Annotated in this window: 17 protein-coding genes; 16 read left to right on the top strand and 1 reads right to left on the bottom strand. The window is 39.4% G+C overall.

What is annotated here, in order from left to right; all coding sequences use genetic code 11:
- From Q0P34_RS02140 to Q0P34_RS02115, 6 genes are all read left to right on the top strand, one after another.
- Complete coding sequence (locus Q0P34_RS02140; RefSeq protein ID WP_294952196.1) at window positions 1–993, top strand: hypothetical protein; 993 nt, start codon at window positions 1–3, stop codon at window positions 991–993.
- Window positions 994–1,010: 17 nt separating this feature from the next.
- Complete coding sequence (locus Q0P34_RS02135; RefSeq protein ID WP_294952251.1) at window positions 1,011–3,434, top strand: ATP-dependent Clp protease ATP-binding subunit; 2,424 nt, start codon at window positions 1,011–1,013, stop codon at window positions 3,432–3,434.
- A 103-nt stretch (window positions 3,435–3,537) separates the two neighbouring features.
- Window positions 3,538–3,975: an Rrf2 family transcriptional regulator gene (locus tag Q0P34_RS02130; protein WP_294952193.1), complete on the top strand. Its 438-nt coding sequence runs from the start codon at window positions 3,538–3,540 to the stop codon at window positions 3,973–3,975.
- Window positions 3,976–3,984: 9 nt separating this feature from the next.
- Window positions 3,985–5,010 (top strand): DUF2804 domain-containing protein, encoded by a 1,026-nt coding sequence (locus Q0P34_RS02125; RefSeq protein ID WP_294952190.1) that lies wholly within the window; start codon window positions 3,985–3,987, stop codon window positions 5,008–5,010.
- Window positions 5,010–5,960 (top strand): FRG domain-containing protein, encoded by a 951-nt coding sequence (locus Q0P34_RS02120; RefSeq protein WP_294952188.1) that lies wholly within the window; start codon window positions 5,010–5,012, stop codon window positions 5,958–5,960. Before Q0P34_RS02125 ends, Q0P34_RS02120 begins: the two co-directional genes overlap by 1 nt.
- A 13-nt stretch (window positions 5,961–5,973) precedes the next feature.
- Window positions 5,974–6,519, top strand: coding sequence for a hypothetical protein (locus Q0P34_RS02115; protein ID WP_294952185.1), 546 nt, complete (start codon window positions 5,974–5,976; stop codon window positions 6,517–6,519).
- Window positions 6,520–6,532: 13 nt separating this feature from the next.
- Here Q0P34_RS02115 and Q0P34_RS02110 read toward each other — a convergent pair whose 3' ends face one another.
- Window positions 6,533–7,279 carry a YdcF family protein gene (locus Q0P34_RS02110; RefSeq protein ID WP_294952182.1) on the bottom strand — a complete coding sequence of 249 codons (747 nt, stop codon included), beginning with the start codon at window positions 7,277–7,279 and terminating at the stop codon, window positions 6,533–6,535.
- A 174-nt stretch (window positions 7,280–7,453) separates the two neighbouring features.
- On the opposite strand from Q0P34_RS02110, the gene gdhA reads away from it, so the two are divergent.
- From gdhA to truA, 10 genes are all read left to right on the top strand, one after another.
- Complete coding sequence (gene gdhA, locus Q0P34_RS02105) at window positions 7,454–8,788, top strand: NADP-specific glutamate dehydrogenase (RefSeq protein WP_294952179.1); 1,335 nt, start codon at window positions 7,454–7,456, stop codon at window positions 8,786–8,788.
- A 419-nt stretch (window positions 8,789–9,207) separates the two neighbouring features.
- A complete protein-coding gene (gene ruvC, locus Q0P34_RS02100) occupies window positions 9,208–9,729 on the top strand; it encodes a crossover junction endodeoxyribonuclease RuvC (protein ID WP_294952176.1) in 522 nt (173 codons plus the stop codon).
- Window positions 9,726–10,331: a Holliday junction branch migration protein RuvA gene (gene ruvA, locus Q0P34_RS02095; protein ID WP_294952173.1), complete on the top strand. Its 606-nt coding sequence runs from the start codon at window positions 9,726–9,728 to the stop codon at window positions 10,329–10,331. The genes ruvC and ruvA overlap by 4 nt, the downstream gene beginning before the upstream one ends.
- 11 nt (window positions 10,332–10,342) lie before the next feature.
- Window positions 10,343–11,398, top strand: a complete 1,056-nt coding sequence (gene ruvB / locus Q0P34_RS02090; RefSeq protein WP_294952170.1) for a Holliday junction branch migration DNA helicase RuvB — start codon at window positions 10,343–10,345, stop codon at window positions 11,396–11,398.
- Between the two features lie 17 nt (window positions 11,399–11,415).
- A complete protein-coding gene (gene glmM / locus Q0P34_RS02085) occupies window positions 11,416–12,768 on the top strand; it encodes a phosphoglucosamine mutase (RefSeq protein ID WP_294952167.1) in 1,353 nt (450 codons plus the stop codon).
- Window positions 12,768–13,634, top strand: coding sequence for a class I SAM-dependent methyltransferase (locus tag Q0P34_RS02080; RefSeq protein WP_294952165.1), 867 nt, complete (start codon window positions 12,768–12,770; stop codon window positions 13,632–13,634). Before glmM ends, Q0P34_RS02080 begins: the two co-directional genes overlap by 1 nt.
- Window positions 13,635–13,637: 3 nt before the next feature.
- Window positions 13,638–14,489: an energy-coupling factor transporter ATPase gene (locus tag Q0P34_RS02075; protein ID WP_294952162.1), complete on the top strand. Its 852-nt coding sequence runs from the start codon at window positions 13,638–13,640 to the stop codon at window positions 14,487–14,489.
- A 1-nt stretch (window position 14,490) separates the two neighbouring features.
- A complete protein-coding gene (locus tag Q0P34_RS02070) occupies window positions 14,491–15,360 on the top strand; it encodes an energy-coupling factor transporter ATPase (RefSeq protein WP_294952160.1) in 870 nt (289 codons plus the stop codon).
- Complete coding sequence (locus Q0P34_RS02065) at window positions 15,357–16,166, top strand: energy-coupling factor transporter transmembrane protein EcfT (RefSeq protein ID WP_294952157.1); 810 nt, start codon at window positions 15,357–15,359, stop codon at window positions 16,164–16,166. Before Q0P34_RS02070 ends, Q0P34_RS02065 begins: the two co-directional genes overlap by 4 nt.
- Window positions 16,163–16,897 carry a tRNA pseudouridine(38-40) synthase TruA gene (gene truA / locus Q0P34_RS02060; RefSeq protein ID WP_294952153.1) on the top strand — a complete coding sequence of 245 codons (735 nt, stop codon included), beginning with the start codon at window positions 16,163–16,165 and terminating at the stop codon, window positions 16,895–16,897. The genes Q0P34_RS02065 and truA overlap by 4 nt, the downstream gene beginning before the upstream one ends.
- Window positions 16,898–16,902: the final 5 nt, after the last annotated feature.

Here is a 16,902-nt window from a genome sequence, read left to right as displayed (position 1 = left end):
ATGAAAAAATGGTACGAAACCTCGTCAAACAACAGTGATGTTGTATTGTATTCAAAGGCAGTGCTTGTGCGTAATCTTGAAAATACGGTATTTCCTTCAAAAATGTCAGACGAGCTGAAAAGATCGGTTGTTAAAAAGGTATTTGCCTGTATTAAGAATTCTCCTTTGGCACAGGAATTTGATTTGGTTAATTTAACCGATTGCTCAAAGGCACAGGCAATGTCCTATGCGGAAAAGGAATTAATTTCACAGGACTTCCTTAACAGCAAATCCTCCTTTCTCTTGTCAAAGGAAGAGGATGTAACCGTTATGATTAACGAAGAGGATCACATTAAAATTACATCTTTTGCCCCGGGACAAAATATTGATACGGCATACAACAAGGCAAATGATGTTGATGACATATTTATTAATGGTCTTAATATTTCGTTTTCAAAAAAATACGGATTTTTAACATCATCCCCAATGAATTTGGGAACCGGCCTAAAGGTATCGGTTGCATTGCATTTGCCCGCATTAGCTGAAAAGGGCTTGATTTCCAAACTCGCAACAACCGTTAGCAAGCTTGGATTTACTCTTAAAGAGCTTTTCAATAACGGATCGGGATCGTTTTATGTTTTGACAAATACGGTCACTCTCGGTATTACGGAAAAATCTGCTGTTGATAATCTTGACGCGGTTTGTACTCAAATTGTTAATCAGGAAAGAAATATCAGAGAAAATCTCAAATCGGATACAGAATTTGAGGATAAAATATATCGCACATTGGGCATACTTAAGCTTGCAAGGAAGCTTTCTTTTGAGGAACTTTTGGATAGCATCTCATATGTTAGGCTTGGTATTGCATTGGGATATTTTGAATATTCGTATGAGTTGATAGGTGAGCTGATTTACAACCTGTTTGATGCAACACTTGTTAATTCTTCAAAATCAGATTTAACCCAACAGATGTGCGAGACTATGAGGGCAGAAATTGTCAGAAATAAATTATAATGAAAGAAGATGATTTTATGTATCGCTTTAATTCATTTACAACAAAGGCAAATGAGGTTTTGAATCTCGCAATAAAAAGTGCCGAAAGCTACGGCCATAATTATATCGGCACAGAGCATATACTTATAGGACTGTTAAGTCAGGGAACTACTGTTCCTGCCTTAATAAATAACAACATAACCTACGAGGCTATAAATGATATTATCAAGGAAAGGATTGGCATCGGTCATCCAACCTCGTTAAGCCCGGATGATTTTACACCGAGGGCAAAGAGGATTATTGAGCTTTCCTACCAAATCGCAAGGACAATGCGTAACACCTATGTAAGCATAGAGCATTTGCTTATTGCATTGCTTAAGGAGGAGGACAGCTATGCAGTCAGATTTATAATTGAATCCGGTGCAGACCCACAGCGTGTTCTTGATGATTTGATTCAGGATTTAAGCAACAACAGCTATGAGTCCGGTGCTCAACCATCCTCAAAGAAAAAATCAAAAAGCAAAACTCCAACTCTTGATGAGTTTGGTAAAAACCTTACAGAGCTTGCAAGACAGGGCAAGATCGATCCTGTAATCGGCAGAGAGGATGAAATTAAAAGGGTAATCCAAATCCTATCAAGAAGAAGTAAAAACAATCCTTGCCTGATAGGTGAGCCGGGTGTAGGTAAAACAGCAATCGCCGAGGGACTTGCATTAAAAATTGTAAACGGCGAGGTACCCGAGCTACTCTTAAATAAAACTATTTATTCTCTTGATCTGACATCTATGGTTGCCGGTACAAAATACAGAGGCGACTTTGAGGAGAGAATAAAAAAGGCAATGGATGAGGTTATTGAGAATAAGGATGTTATCCTGTTTATTGATGAAATCCATAATATTATGGGCGCAGGCGCAGCCGAGGGTGCAGTTGATGCCGCTAATATTCTTAAGCCGTCACTTGCACGCGGTGAAATTCAGGTTATAGGTGCTACAACTATTTCCGAATACAGAAAGAATATAGAAAAGGATGCAGCACTTGAAAGAAGATTTCAACCCGTAACCGTAGGTGAGCCGACAGAGGAAGAAACTGTTGCTATCCTTAAGGGATTAAGAGATAAATACGAGGCGCATCACAAGGTAAAAATTACCGATGACGCTATTGAAAGTGCAGTTAAGCTTTCATCGAGATACATTAACGACAGATTTTTGCCTGACAAGGCAATAGACCTTGTTGACGAAGCGGCTTCTGTAGTAAGGCTAAATGCCTATACCTTGCCTCAAAATCTTAAGGATATGGAGGATGAAATTAAAAGGCTTGATGCAGAAATGCAGGATGCCGTAACCAATCAGGAATTTGAAAGTGCCGCTACCTTAAGAGATAAGGAAAACGAACTTAAAAAGCTTCTTGATGAAGAAAAGACAAAGTGGAAGAATTCCTCAAGCCATGAGGCAAAGGCTGTAACCTCTGAGGAAATTGCACAGGTTGTATCGTCTTGGACAGGTGTGCCTGTTGCACAGTTAACCAAGGAGGAAAGTGAACGCCTGCTTAATATGGAGGATATTCTTCACAAAAGAATTGTCGGTCAGGATAAAGCAGTATCCGCTATATCAAAAGCAATCAGACGTGGCAGAGTAGGTCTAAAAAATCCTAACAGACCAATCGGCTCATTCATCTTTCTCGGTCCAACCGGTGTTGGTAAAACAGAGCTTTGCAAATCGCTTGCAGAGGCTATGTTTGGCGATGAAAATGCAATAGTAAAGCTTGATATGTCCGAGTATATGGAAAAGCATACGGTATCAAAGCTTATCGGTTCACCTCCGGGTTATATTGGTTTTGATGAGGGCGGTCAGCTGACTGAAAAGATTAGAAGAAAGCCTTACAGTGTTGTGCTTTTTGATGAAATTGAAAAGGCACATCCCGATGTATTTAATATGCTTCTTCAAATTCTTGAGGATGGCGTGCTTACGGATTCGCAGGGAAGACGTGTGTCCTTTAAGAATACAATAATCATAATGACATCTAATGTCGGTGCATCAAAGATTACCGATGACAAGCAGGCTCTCGGCTTCGGTCAAAGTGACGGCAAGCCATTGTCTATCGAAGAGCTTGTTATGCCTGACCTGAAACGAACCTTTAAGCCTGAATTCCTTAACCGTCTTGATGATATAATTGTATTTAATCAGCTTGATGAAGATGATATTAAGGAAATTGCACGTCGTATGCTTAAATCTCTTCAAAAGCGTACCGAGGATTTGGGAATCACTTTAAGCTTTACTGATGACGCCATTGATGAGCTTGCAAAGGAGGGCTTTGACAAGATATACGGCGCAAGACCTTTGAGAAGAGCAATTCAATCAAAAATTGAAGATAGGCTGTCCGAATTGATTTTGGACAAAACCATTACCGAAAATTCAACCTGCACGGTTGATTATAAGGATAATGAGTTTACCTTCAACTCCTAATTTATACGGCATAAGGCATTAGCTTTATGCCGTTTTTAATAAAATTCTTGAAAACCTACCTTTTTGGTGGTATTATAAGAATATAGGATTGGAGATGATAGTCTTGAAGATTTCTACAAAAGGAAGATACGCACTTCGTATGATGATTGATTTGGCACAAAATCAAGGTGACGGATTTGTATCACTTAAGGATATAGCAGAGCGTCAGGAAATTTCAAAAAAATATCTTGAGCAAATTGTTGCTATATTGAATAAACCGGATGTATTGCGTACAAATCGTGGTTATCAGGGTGGATACCGTCTTGCAAAAAATGCAAATGAATATACGGTTGGCGATGTTCTTCGTTTAACCGAGGGTGGTCTTGCACCTGTTTCATGTCTTGACAATTCTCCTATTATGTGTGACAGAGCAGAAACCTGCGTAACCCTACCCGTATGGAAGGGATTGTACAAGGTGATAGTAGAATATCTTGACAGCGTTACAATCCAGGATATTGTTGATAACAACGCAAACAAATCCCCCTTTGATTATGTAATTTAGGAGCATGTTATGAGAAATCATGAGGTAACACAAAAACATAATCTGCTTGATAGTAATGGTAGACTTATTGAACCCGGCTGGAGCAAATCATTAATTCAAACTTACAGCAGAGAACAAATAAAGAAAAGAAAAACAAGAATCAAGGAATGGGACTACTACTACATAATGTCTAATTCCAATGATTTCTGCTTATGCTTAACTATTTCCGATTTAGGCTATCTTGGAATGTATAGCGTTAGCTTTGTGGATTTGAAAAATGCCGTTGAGCATACTCAGTCTGTTCTCACCGCATTTCCGCTTGGCAAGACAAATCTTCCGTCCACTTCAGCCATTGGCAATTCCTGCTTCAAAAACAAAAGCCTTGATATGCAGTTTCTCAACGACGGCAAATCAAGACATATTGTTATGAATTATCCTGCGTTTAATTCAAAGCAGGGGATTTCCTGCGATATTGTTCTTACCGATGAACCGATGGAAAGTATGGTTATTGCTACCCCATGGAGCGACGACGAAAAAGCTTTTTATTACAATCAAAAAATAAATTGTCTTCGTGCACAGGGTACAGTTACATATAACGGAAAAACCTACAAGCTTAATCCTGACACCGATTTTGCCGGGCTTGATTGGGGCAGAGGAGTATGGACAAGAGATAACTATTGGTATTGGGGCTCCGGCTCCGGACAGATAGATGGAGTGCCGTTTGGCTTTAATCTCGGATATGGATTTGGTGATACGACTGCTGCAAGTGAAAATGTTATTTTTTATGACGGTAAGGCACATAAGTTTTATGATGTTGTATTCAATATCAGTGATAATTATGTTGACGATTGGACAATTAAGTCCTCTGACGGTAGATTTGAAGCGGAGTTTTATCCGATTATTGACAGAAGCGCACTTATTGATTTGAAGGTTATAGTAACCGATCAGCATCAGGTTTTCGGCAGAATGAACGGCACCGCTGTTCTTGATGACGGTACAAAAATTGAATTTAAGGATTTTCTTTGCTTTGCGGAGAAGGTACATAACAAATACTAATGAAAAGCATTAATAAACTATACGATTTAGCAGGTAAGATTGAAAACGAGCTGGATTTTGATTTTAGAGCTCAAACTCAATATATAAACAGTATTGAAGAATTTGAGAAGAGCATTATCAATCCCTTTAAGAATAAAGAGAATGTATTTTTTAGGGGAGAACGTGTCAGGAGCATTGACCGTCCTCTTATGCCATCTATTTACAGAAGCAGGGATGTTATCCTTGATGATGACGAGCCCTTTGCGGTTGTAGATTCAAAAAGACTAAAGGAGATTTATTACAGATTTCCTGAATATATTAACCTTTATGAACAGACAATCGGCGAAATATCAACGGATAATATGTATCCTTTTTTAAGCTTTTCTCAACATTATTTTGGACTAAGTCCTCTTATTGATTTAACAAAAAATCCGTTTGTAGCATTATCATTTGCCTTAAAAAACAGAGATGTTTATACAAAAGACATTTTAATTTATTCGGTTGAAATAAAGCAAAAGGAGGATTACACCTGTGACCTGTCCGTTGCAAATAAATGGATAAACGATTATTCTGTAATTCTGTTTAGAGATCCAAAGAATACAGACTTTGACTCCGCGTTTGAAAACCGAAAGGAGCTTTTGATTAATTATAAGGAGCTTTTTGAGGAGGTTAAGGGTAGGTCGTTATTTGACCTAAATGCTCCGAGTGCAAGGCTTATTGATGTTCCTGTTAATGATTTGATGCGATTTCAGCAGGGTGTATTTTTGCTTCTTGATGATTTTACGGTTTTCGGCAATGGATATTTGACCAAGAAAATTCGTGATGATTTTGCAATAAAAAAGTGGATAGTAAACAAAGATATTTGCCCTTCATTGTTAGACTATCAAAGGCAAAATGCCCCGCAATACGACTATGCTTCAATTACCGATTTATCAAGTGTTGTGGGCAAAATTAAGAATATTTATTTTTAACGAGGTACAATTTATGCAACGAATTCTTAATGATTTATCTATCAGCAACAGACAATTGCTCATTGCAATGCTTATTGTTTTGGGAATGTTGTTATTAAGTCTTTTGGTTGGACTGTTTATTTGTCTTGCAATCAATGAGGATGGCAAGGCTCTTGGCGTTAAAGACAGAAAGATTTATGCTGTTTTAGGCTTTTTCTTTCCTCTTATTACAGCAATCGTATATTTAATAATCAGAAAGAAAACAGAGAAAATTCAGCCGAAAATGTGTAATAATTGCGGCTTAACCGTACCTCCGTCAATTAATTGCTGTCCTCAGTGCGGTTGTATGGATTTTACGGACTATCTTATTGTTGATAACAATAAGCATAAAAAAAGAGCAAAATACTTTGCTGTTATCGGTGTGGTTTTGTATGTAATTATGCTGTCATTCGGTACTTTATCACAGTTTGAAAATCTGTTTAATATTTCAAATTTTGACGGCGACAAAATATATAACTATGATAACGATTATCAATACGAATATGACTACGATGATTATCTAAATCAATACGGAGAATAAAATTAACCCTCGGTTACGAAAAATAACCGAGGGCTTTTCTAATCTTTAAGTACCACACACCGAAAACCTCACGTGTAAAGTATGACACTCGTAAGACAGGTATGCTTTTTGCAGGAATAGCCGATGCTAAAAGGCCTAATTCCTTTGCAATCAATTTTGCTCTGTAAATGTGATATTCCGATGTTGCTATTGCAATTCTTTTTTCTTGTGTTAAATCTTTTGAATACAAAAGGTTTTCATATGTTGATGTTGACTTTTCTTCCTTTATGAGCCTGCTTTCATCTATTCCGAGTGATGTCAGTATTCTGTACATACATTCAGCTTCGGATATTTGCTCATCCTTGCCATGTCCGCCCGATAAAATTGCCTTTGCATTTGTGTTAGCTTTTAGGTATTTTGAGGCAGATAAGCATCTGCTGTACAATGCTTTTGTGGGAGCAGTGCCCTTAACTCTGCATCCTAAAATAATAACAATATCCTCGTCGGTTGCAGAAAGCCTTGAATTTGAAATAATTTTTATCAGTGTGATAAAGAATGCAATGAAAAAAATTGATATAATTACCGCTGCAAAGCATATAATTATTTTTCCAAGCGTAAAAGAGAATAGGTATACAATCTTATCAAAAAATAAACTAACAGCAATAATTGATGCACCGAGGCTTATTCCGAAGATATTACCAATATTAATTTTTGATTTGATCAGTGGTGAAAAGTATATGGCAATAATCCCTACTCCGATACCTATTACAACAGCTTTCATATGCGCTCCTTTTGTACATATTTCATAAATAGACTATCATAATTATATGTTTTTGTAAATATTTTTATAAACTTGTAATAAAAATAGTGACAAATTATCTGTAATGTGATAATATATATTTGATTTAACGTGTTAAAGTAATATAACAAACTAAAATAAGAGAGGAAAATGACTATGGCTTATGTTGATGAGATACTTGAGTATCTTGAAAGAAAAGATTATTACGAGCCGGAATTTATTCAGGCTGTAAGCGAGGTGCTTAATTCACTTCGTCCTGTTATTGATGCAAACGAAAAGAAGTACCGTCAGGTTGCTTTGCTCGAAAGACTTATCGAGCCGGAAAGAATACTTCGTTTCAGGGTACCGTGGATAGATGACAACGGTCAGGTACACGTTAATCGCGGCTATCGTGTTCAGTTTAATTCTGCTATCGGTCCTTATAAGGGCGGTTTAAGACTACACCCAAGCGTAAACCTCGGTATTGTTAAATTCCTTGGCTTTGAGCAAATTTTCAAAAATTCTCTTACAGGTCTTCCTATCGGTGGCGGTAAGGGTGGCTCTGACTTCGATCCTAAGGGCAAGAGTGACAGAGAAATTATGATGTTTTGCCAAAGCTTTATGACAGAGCTTTGCAAGGTTATCGGTGCCGATACCGACGTTCCTGCCGGTGATATTGGTACAGGTGCAAGAGAAATCGGATATATGTTCGGTCAGTACAAGAGAATTCAGGGTACCTACGAGGGTGTTCTTACCGGTAAAGGTCTTTCTTTTGGCGGCTCCTTGGCAAGAAAGGAAGCAACAGGCTACGGTCTTTTGTATTTGACTGAGGAAATGCTTAAGTGTAACGACTCTTCAATAGAAGGAAAGACAGTTTGTGTTTCAGGCTCCGGTAACGTTGCTATCTATGCTGTTGAAAAGGCTCAACAGCTTGGTGCAAAGGTTGTAACCGTATCTGATTCAACAGGCTGGATTTATGACAGCGAGGGTATTGATGTAGAGCTTCTTAAGGAAATTAAGGAGGAAAAGAGAGAACGTCTTACTGCATATGCAGAGGCGCGTCCTTCAGCACAGTATCATGCAGGCAGAGGCGTATGGCAGATTAAGTGCGATGTTGCTTTGCCTTGCGCAACACAAAACGAATTGACCATTGATGATGCAAAAGCACTTGTTGCAAACGGATGTATTGCCGTTGCAGAGGGTGCAAATATGCCAACAACTCTCGAAGCAACAAAGTATTTGCAGGAGAACGGTGTAATGTTTGCACCCGGTAAGGCTGCAAATGCAGGCGGTGTTGCAACATCGGCTCTTGAAATGAGCCAAAACAGCGAACGTATCAGCTGGACCTTTGAAAAGGTTGATGCAAAGCTTAAAGAAATTATGGTTAACATCTATCATAATATTGATAATGCCGCAAAGAAATACGGCCTTGACGGTGACTATGTTGCCGGTGCAAATATTGCAGGCTTTGAAAAGGTTGCAGATGCTATGATGGCTCAGGGTATTGTATAATAGCTATGCCATAAAAGGAGAACAGTTTTTGTTCTCCTTAGACTGTCGATAAAGTGGGCTGAAACACGCCATATAAATTAAATAAACCGATTTTAGCCTCCCTTGTGTAAAGGGAGGTGGCAACGCGTATGCGTTGACGGAGGGATTGTAAAAGCGGCTTAGACATCGAATCTAAGCCGCTTTTGGCGTTTTTCGCCTTTTGCTCGGTCGAGGTACCCTCGTACATCTTCCCTCGCAAAATGCGAAATTCAGCTCCATTTCTAAACAGTCTACCAGCGTGTCAAAATTTATAATTTGATTTTTCGACACGCTGAGGAGAACAGTATTTGTTCTCCTTTTATTTTATATTAATATAATAATATATTGCATAATAATTTGTAATGTGATATAATTAATAAAATTGTTTGAAAGTGGTTGCTATGGTTATTTTAGGAATTGACCCGGGATATGCTATTGTAGGCTGGGGAATAATTGAATATTCTCACTCGAAATTTAGGGTGCTTGGCTACGGTGCAATAACAACAACTCCCGAAATGCCTTTTCCTCAAAGACTGCAAACCATATACAACGATATGTGCTATATTTTTCAAAAATATAAGCCTGAGGTTATGAGTATGGAAAAGCTTTTTTATAACTCAAACCAAAAAACAGTTATCGATGTTGCTCAGGCAAGGGGAGTTATTACTCTGGCTGCACAGATGAATATGAAGGACATATATGAATACACTCCGCTTCAGGTAAAGCAATCCGTTACAGGCTACGGTAGGGCGGAGAAAATACAGGTTATGGAAATGACAAAAAGTATTTTGAAGCTTAATGCAATTCCAAAGCCGGATGACACTGCCGATGCTCTTGCAATGGCTATATGCCACGCTCATTGCAGCTCATCGGCAATGAACAAAATCAACAGAATTACAAATCTTTCGGAGAATAGCTTATGATTTACAGCATAAAGGGTACACTTACTTATATGGAGCCTACATTTGTTGTTGTTGAGTGTGGCGGTGTTGGGTTTAAGTGCTTTGCAAGTACTACAACTATCACGTCCTTATCAACCGTTGGCACAGAGGTTCAGCTACTCACATATATGAGTATCAGAGAGGATGCTATGGATTTATACGGCTTTAGCACTCAAAACGAGCTTGAGGCCTTTAAGCTTTTGATTTCCATAAGCGGTGTCGGTCCAAAGGCTGCAATATCTATTTTATCAGCTCTTTCTCCTGATAAGCTTGCAATTGCAGTATCCTGCGGTGATACTAAATCTATTCAAGCCGCACAGGGTATAGGGAAAAAAACTGCCGAACGAATTGTGCTTGAGCTAAAGGATAAAATGAGCCTGGTTGCCGGCGGTGAATCGGCTGCTGTTGTTGAGAATATTCAAGCGAGCACTGTTGGCTCAAATTCATCAGAGGCAATAGAGGTTTTGGTTTCTCTTGGCTTTAATCAATCCGATGCCGCAACTGTTGTCAGCAGGCTTGACCCTTCTATGTCCGTTGATGATATGATTAGAAAAGGGCTTCAAGCTCTTTCCGCTAATTTGTAATAGGTGAAATTATGATAGAAAACGAATTTGAATACGATTTTGAAAACAGGATGTCAGCACCTGAATATACTCCTGCCGACGAAGATATAGAAAATTCCTTAAGACCGAAGCAGTTAACCGACTATATCGGTCAGGAAAAGGTTAAGGAAAATCTTTCAATTTACATTAAGGCAGCAAAGCAGAGAGGCGAAGCACTTGATCATGTTTTGCTTTACGGACCTCCGGGACTCGGAAAAACAACTCTTGCAGGTATCGTTGCAAACGAAATGGGAGTCAATATAAGAATCACCTCCGGTCCTGCCATTGAAAAGCAGGGTGATCTTGTAGCAATTCTTTCCAATCTTGAGCAGGGTGATGTTCTGTTCATTGACGAAATTCACAGGTTAAACAGAACCGTTGAGGAAATTCTTTATCCTGCAATGGAGGACGGAAAGATTGATATTATTATCGGCAAGGGTCCGAGCGCAAGAAGTTATCAGTTAAGTCTTCCAAGGTTTACACTTGTCGGAGCTACCACAAGAGCCGGTCAGCTTTCTGCTCCGCTTCGTGATAGATTCGGAGTTGTATTGAGACTCGAAATGTACACTCCCGAGGAACTTTCGCAGATTGTACATAGGTCAGCAAAAATTTTGAATATTTCTGTTGATAACGAGGGTGCATACAAGATTGCATCTCGCTCAAGAGGAACACCTCGTATTGCAAACCGTCTTTTGAAGCGAAGCCGTGATTTCGCAGAGGTTAAGTATGACGGTGTGATAACAAGCGAGGCTGCCGAATCGGCACTTGGAAGTATGGAAATTGATGAGCTTGGTCTTGATTCTATTGACCGCAGATTGCTGATGACTATGGTTAAAAATTATAATGGCGGTCCTGTAGGTCTTGAAACTATTTCTGCAGCTATCGGGGAAGAATCCGTTACTATTGAGGATGTATACGAGCCGTATCTTATGCAGATAGGCTTTTTGGCGAGAACGCCGAGAGGAAGAATAGTAACCCCTGCGGGATATAGGCATCTGGGAATAAACAAGGATAATACAGATAATACGCAACAAACATTTGATTTGTAATTTAGGGAGTTGTTTTTATGGGCAGACTTTTTGGCACAGATGGTGTACGCGGTGTTGCAAACGAGGATTTAACAAATGAGCTTGCAATGCAAATAGGATGTGCCGCCGCTACTGTTTTGTTAAAAAATTCTAAAAGCTCAAAACCAACCGTATTGATTGGTAAGGATACAAGAGCATCGGGCGATATGCTTGAGGCGGCATTAACCGCTGGACTCTGTGCGGTTGGATGCAATGTTTTGTCAGTAGGTGTTATTCCTACGCCGGCAGTTGCCTATCTTGTCGGTTTGTACGAATGTGAGGCGGGAATTATGATCTCTGCTTCTCACAATCCTTGTGAATACAACGGCATTAAGATTTTTCAAAAGTCCGGTTATAAGCTTGATGATAGACTTGAAGAGGAGATTGAGTCAATTATCCTTGATAAATCAGAAAAAATTGAGCTAAAAACAGGCGGTGACGTGGGAAATTCTACTGTCTGCAAAACAGCTGTTAAGGATTATGTAAAGCATATTGTTTCTACAACAGATGTCAAATTTGACGGCTTAAAGCTTGCTATTGATTGTGCAAACGGCTCTGCAAGTGTGTGTGCAAAGGAAATTTTTTCACAGCTCGGAGCAACCTGTTATATGCTAAATGATATTCCCGATGGAACAAATATTAATTATAACTGCGGTTCCACTCATCCTGATGAGCTTATGCAGTTTGTAAAGAATGCAGGTCTTGATGTCGGCCTTGCCTTTGACGGTGATGCAGACAGAATGCTTGCTGTTGATGAAAAAGGAAATCTGGTTGACGGTGATAAGGTAATTGCAATATGTGCTTCAATGATGAAGCAGGAGGGAAGACTTAAGCAAAACACGGCAGTTGTAACCGTTATGAGCAATTTGGGCTTTTTCAAGTTCTGCAATGAAAACTCTATTAATTGTGCAAAGACTGCTGTCGGCGATAGATATGTTCTTGAAAAAATGCTAAAGGACGGATATAATATCGGCGGTGAGCAGTCGGGACATGTAATTTTTCTTGATTATGCAACTACCGGCGACGGTGAGCTTTCGGGTGTTCAGCTTCTTAAAGCAGTTGTAAAAAGCCATAAGCCTTTATCTCAGCTTGCTTCGGTAATGCAGGTTTATCCGCAGGTTCTTATAAACGTTAAGGTTTCTGCCGAGGGCAAGAAAAAATACAACAATGACGAATATATTATTGCCGCAACACAAAAGGCTGAAATGGAATTGATGGGTGACGGACGCGTGCTTGTACGAGTAAGCGGAACAGAGCCTTTGGTTAGAGTGATGCTTGAGGGTAAGGACAAAGACCATATCCAAAGGTTAGGAGAAGAAATAGCACAGGTAGTTAAGGAAAGACTTTCGTAATGAGATATTCAACAGATTGGAAGGATTATGAATTAATAGATTGCTCCTGCGGAGAAAAGCTTGAGCGATGGACAAGAGAAATATTAATCAGACCCGATCCACAGGTTATATGGAAAAGTGAAAGAGAGCATAGACTTTGGTATCAGCCGAATGCAAGATATGTAAGATCAAAAACAGGTGGCGGTAGCTGGCAGGTTTTTTCAAGAATGCCGGCCGCTTGGCAGGTTAGATATAAGGATTTAACCTTCAACATCAAAACAATGGGCTTTAAGCATACCGGTCTTTTTCCGGAACAGGCAGTTAATTGGGATTATGTCAGAGAGCTGATAAGGAACTCCGATAAAGAGCAGGTAAAGGTTCTTAATCTTTTTGCTTACACAGGTGCTGCTACCGTAGCCTGCCTTAAAGAGGGTGCAAGCGTTGTACACGTTGATGCATCAAAGGGTATGACTAATTGGGCAAAGGAAAATGCACAGGCGTCAGGTGTTGCCGACGGTGATGTCAGATGGATTGTAGATGATTGCATTAAGTTTGTTAAGCGTGAATTTAGGCGAGATAACAAGTACGATATTATTATTCTTGATCCGCCGTCATACGGCAGAGGTCCAAAGGGTGAAACCTGGCGGCTTGAGGACTGCCTTTATGATTTTATGTTAGAGGTAGAAAAGATTTTATCTGACGAGCCTATTGCGATTATCCTTAATTCATACACAACAGGCTTGTCGGCATCTGTTATGAAATACATATTGGATGACATTGTTACATCAAAGCACGGCGGAAGTGTTGAGGCAGATGAAATCGGCTTGCCGGTTACTGCAAACGGTGGAATTTTGCCGTGCGGTACAACTGCAATATGGAAGGCTTAATCTATGGAATTAATTAAATTTGATAATGTGTCTTTTTCATACAAGGCTGTTGATGACAGTGACAATGCTTTTGATATTCCTGTGCTTAAAAATTTTAATCTGTCGATTGAGGAGGGCTCATTTGTTGCAATCCTCGGTCACAACGGCTCGGGAAAATCGACTGTTGCAAAGCTAACTAACGGAATACTGTTTGCCGATGAGGGAACAGTTACCGTAAATGGTAAGGTTGCTGTTGACGACGACAGTATTTATGAGATTAGACGCGATGCCGGAATGGTTTTTCAAAATCCCGACAATCAGATTGTTTCTTCGATTGTTGAAGAGGATGTTGCATTTGGTGTCGAAAATCTTGGTGTTCCTTCACAGGAATGCAGAAAAAGAGTTGATGAAGCCCTAAAAACTGTAGGTATGTATGACTATCGACTCAAAACTCCGTCAAAGCTTTCCGGCGGTCAGAAGCAAAGAGTTGCAGTTGCAGGTATAATTGCCATGAAGCCACGGTGCATAATTCTTGATGAGCCAACTGCCATGCTTGACCCAATCGGACGAAAAGAGGTTATTGATACCGTAATTAAGCTTAACAAGCAAGAGGGTATTACGGTTGTACTGATAACTCACTATATGGATGAGGCTGTAAAGGCAGACAGAGTTGTTGTTATGGAAAAAGGCAGGATAATGCTTGACGGTACTCCGTCAGAGGTCTTTAGTAATGTTGACAAGATGAAGCTGTATTCTCTTGAGGTGCCTCAGTCAACAGAGCTTATTGATTCTCTTGGATTAAATTTGGAAAAAACTGTTTTGAATTCGGATGAATGTGCAAACGCACTTTATGATATTTTGAAAAGAGATAAATGATATGGCGATAATTGAGTGCAAAAACTTAAAATTTGTTTATGGCATTGGAACTCCCTTTGAAACCTGTGCTATTGATGGTGTAGACTTTTGCGCTCACTCCAACGAGATTATAGGCATAATCGGTCATACAGGCTCCGGAAAATCAACGTTTATTCAACACCTTAACGGTCTTTTGAAACCAACGCAGGGCGAAGTGTTTGTTGATGATAAGAATATCTGGAGCAAGGAAAACAAATCTGATATTCGCAATGTAAGATTCACCGTGGGACTATGCTTTCAGTATCCGGAGCATCAAATTTTTGAGGAAACGATATTTAAGGAAATAGCTTTCGGTCCAAAGCAAATGGGGCTTAACGATGATGAAATAAAAAGCCGAGTTTATGAAAGTATGGAATATGTCGGCCTGAAGCAGAGCGACGAGAACAAATCTCCGTTTGATTTGTCAGGCGGTCAAAAGCGCAGAGTTGCCATTGCTTCTATCATAGCTATGAAGCCACAGGTTCTTGTTTTGGACGAGCCCTGCGCCGGTCTTGACCCAAAGGGCAGAGATGTTATTTTAGGTCTTGTAAAGGATTACCAAAGAAAATCGGGCAACACGGTTCTTTTTGTATCTCATTCAATGGAGGATGTTGCAAAAATTGCCGATAGAGTTATGGTTTTTAACGACGGAAAGGTTGCAATGTTCGGCACCGTTGACGAGGTTTATTCAAGAGGCAGAGAGCTAAAGCAAATAGGTCTTAATGTTCCCGAAATTACGGATGTATTTCTTAAGCTCAAGGATTTGGGCATTGATTGCAGAACAGATATCTATACTGTTGAACAGGGCATAAGGGAATTTCAGCGATTAAAGAGTAAGGAGGAGCTTAAATGATTGATGTAACAATTGGTCAGTATCTTCCCGGTGATTCTTTAATTCACAAGGCTGATCCAAGGGTTAAGATTATTGTAACATTGCTCTTTATGGTTTCTGTATTTTTATGCAAAAGCTATTTTACAATGGGGGCTGCAATAATACTTGCTGTTACAGTAACAGCTATTGCAAAAATTAAACCCAAGGTTATGCTAAAAGGCATAAAGCCGATAATGATTATTGTACTGTTTACTACGGTGCTTAATCTGTTTTACGGGTCAGGCGAGCCGATATTTACACTTGGATTTATAAAGATTACACAGCAGGGAATTAATAATTCAATTTTTATGGCGTTAAGAATTATTATTCTTGTTGTTTTCGGATTGGTATTGACATACACCACAACGCCCACATCGTTAACCGATGCAATGGAATCGCTGCTAAAGCCGTTAGCATTAATAAAGGTGGACGTTCATTCAATTGCTATGACGATGACTATTGCTCTTCGTTTTATTCCAACGCTTGTTGAAGAGGTAGATAAAATTATGTCTGCCCAAAAAAGCAGAGGTGCAGATATGGAATCAGGCGGTGTATTAAAAAGAGTAAAGGCTGTTGTACCTGTTATGATACCGCTGTTTGTGTCTTCGTTCAGAAGGGCAAATGAGCTTGAGTACGCTATGGAATGTAGGTGTTACAGAGGCGGAAGCGGAAGAACAAAAATGAAAATAATGAAAATGTCTGCAAGGGATTATGCTATTCTTATTTTTTCAATTATATATTTTACAGGCATCATTGTTGCAGGCTTTCTTTTGAAAAAGGTTATATGAGAAGATTGTTGCTTACAATAAGATATGATGGCTCTGCATACCACGGCTACCAGGTGCAAAGTAATTCGATAACGGTACAGGAAGTATTTCAGGATGCTGTTGAAAAGGTGTTTAACTCACGACTCAATGTTATCGGTTGCAGTCGTACCGATAGCGGCGTTCACGCAAATATGTATTGCATTACGCTTGATACCGATATGTCTATTTCACCAAGCAATACCGTGCTTGCACTGAATACATATTTACCTGACGATATTGCAGTATATGATTGCAAAGAGGTTAGCCTTGATTTTCACCCAAGGTATTGCTGCAAATCAAAGGAATATGTTTATAAAATTTATAACGGAAAGTACAGAAATCCGTTTTGTGCAAGATATGCTTTTTGGTACAGATATAGCATCGACGCTGATTATCTTAACGAAGAGGCACAGGCATTTGTCGGTAAATATGACTACTCCGGTTTTTGCAGTGTTAAGTCCGATGTAGATGATACCGTAAGAGAAATATACAGCTTTGATGTTTGGCGTGAGGGCGATTATGTGTATTTTAAGGTTGTCGGTGACGGCTTTTTGTATAATATGGTTAGAATTATGGTAGGCACGTTGCTTTTCGTTTCAGAGGGCAAAATTAAAAGCGGTGAGCTTAAAGATATTATTCTTTCAAAGGACAGAGCGCGAGCAGGAAAAACCGCTCCGCCACAAGGCCTGTATTTGAATAAGGTAAATTATTAGGAGTT

The sequence above is a fragment of the uncultured Eubacterium sp. genome, assembly GCF_945980375.1.
Classification (GTDB): Bacteria; Bacillota; Clostridia; order Oscillospirales; family Acutalibacteraceae; genus Eubacterium_R.
The sequence above is the reverse complement of the archived record's forward strand: the minus strand, read 5'-3'. Positions and strand labels throughout refer to the sequence as shown.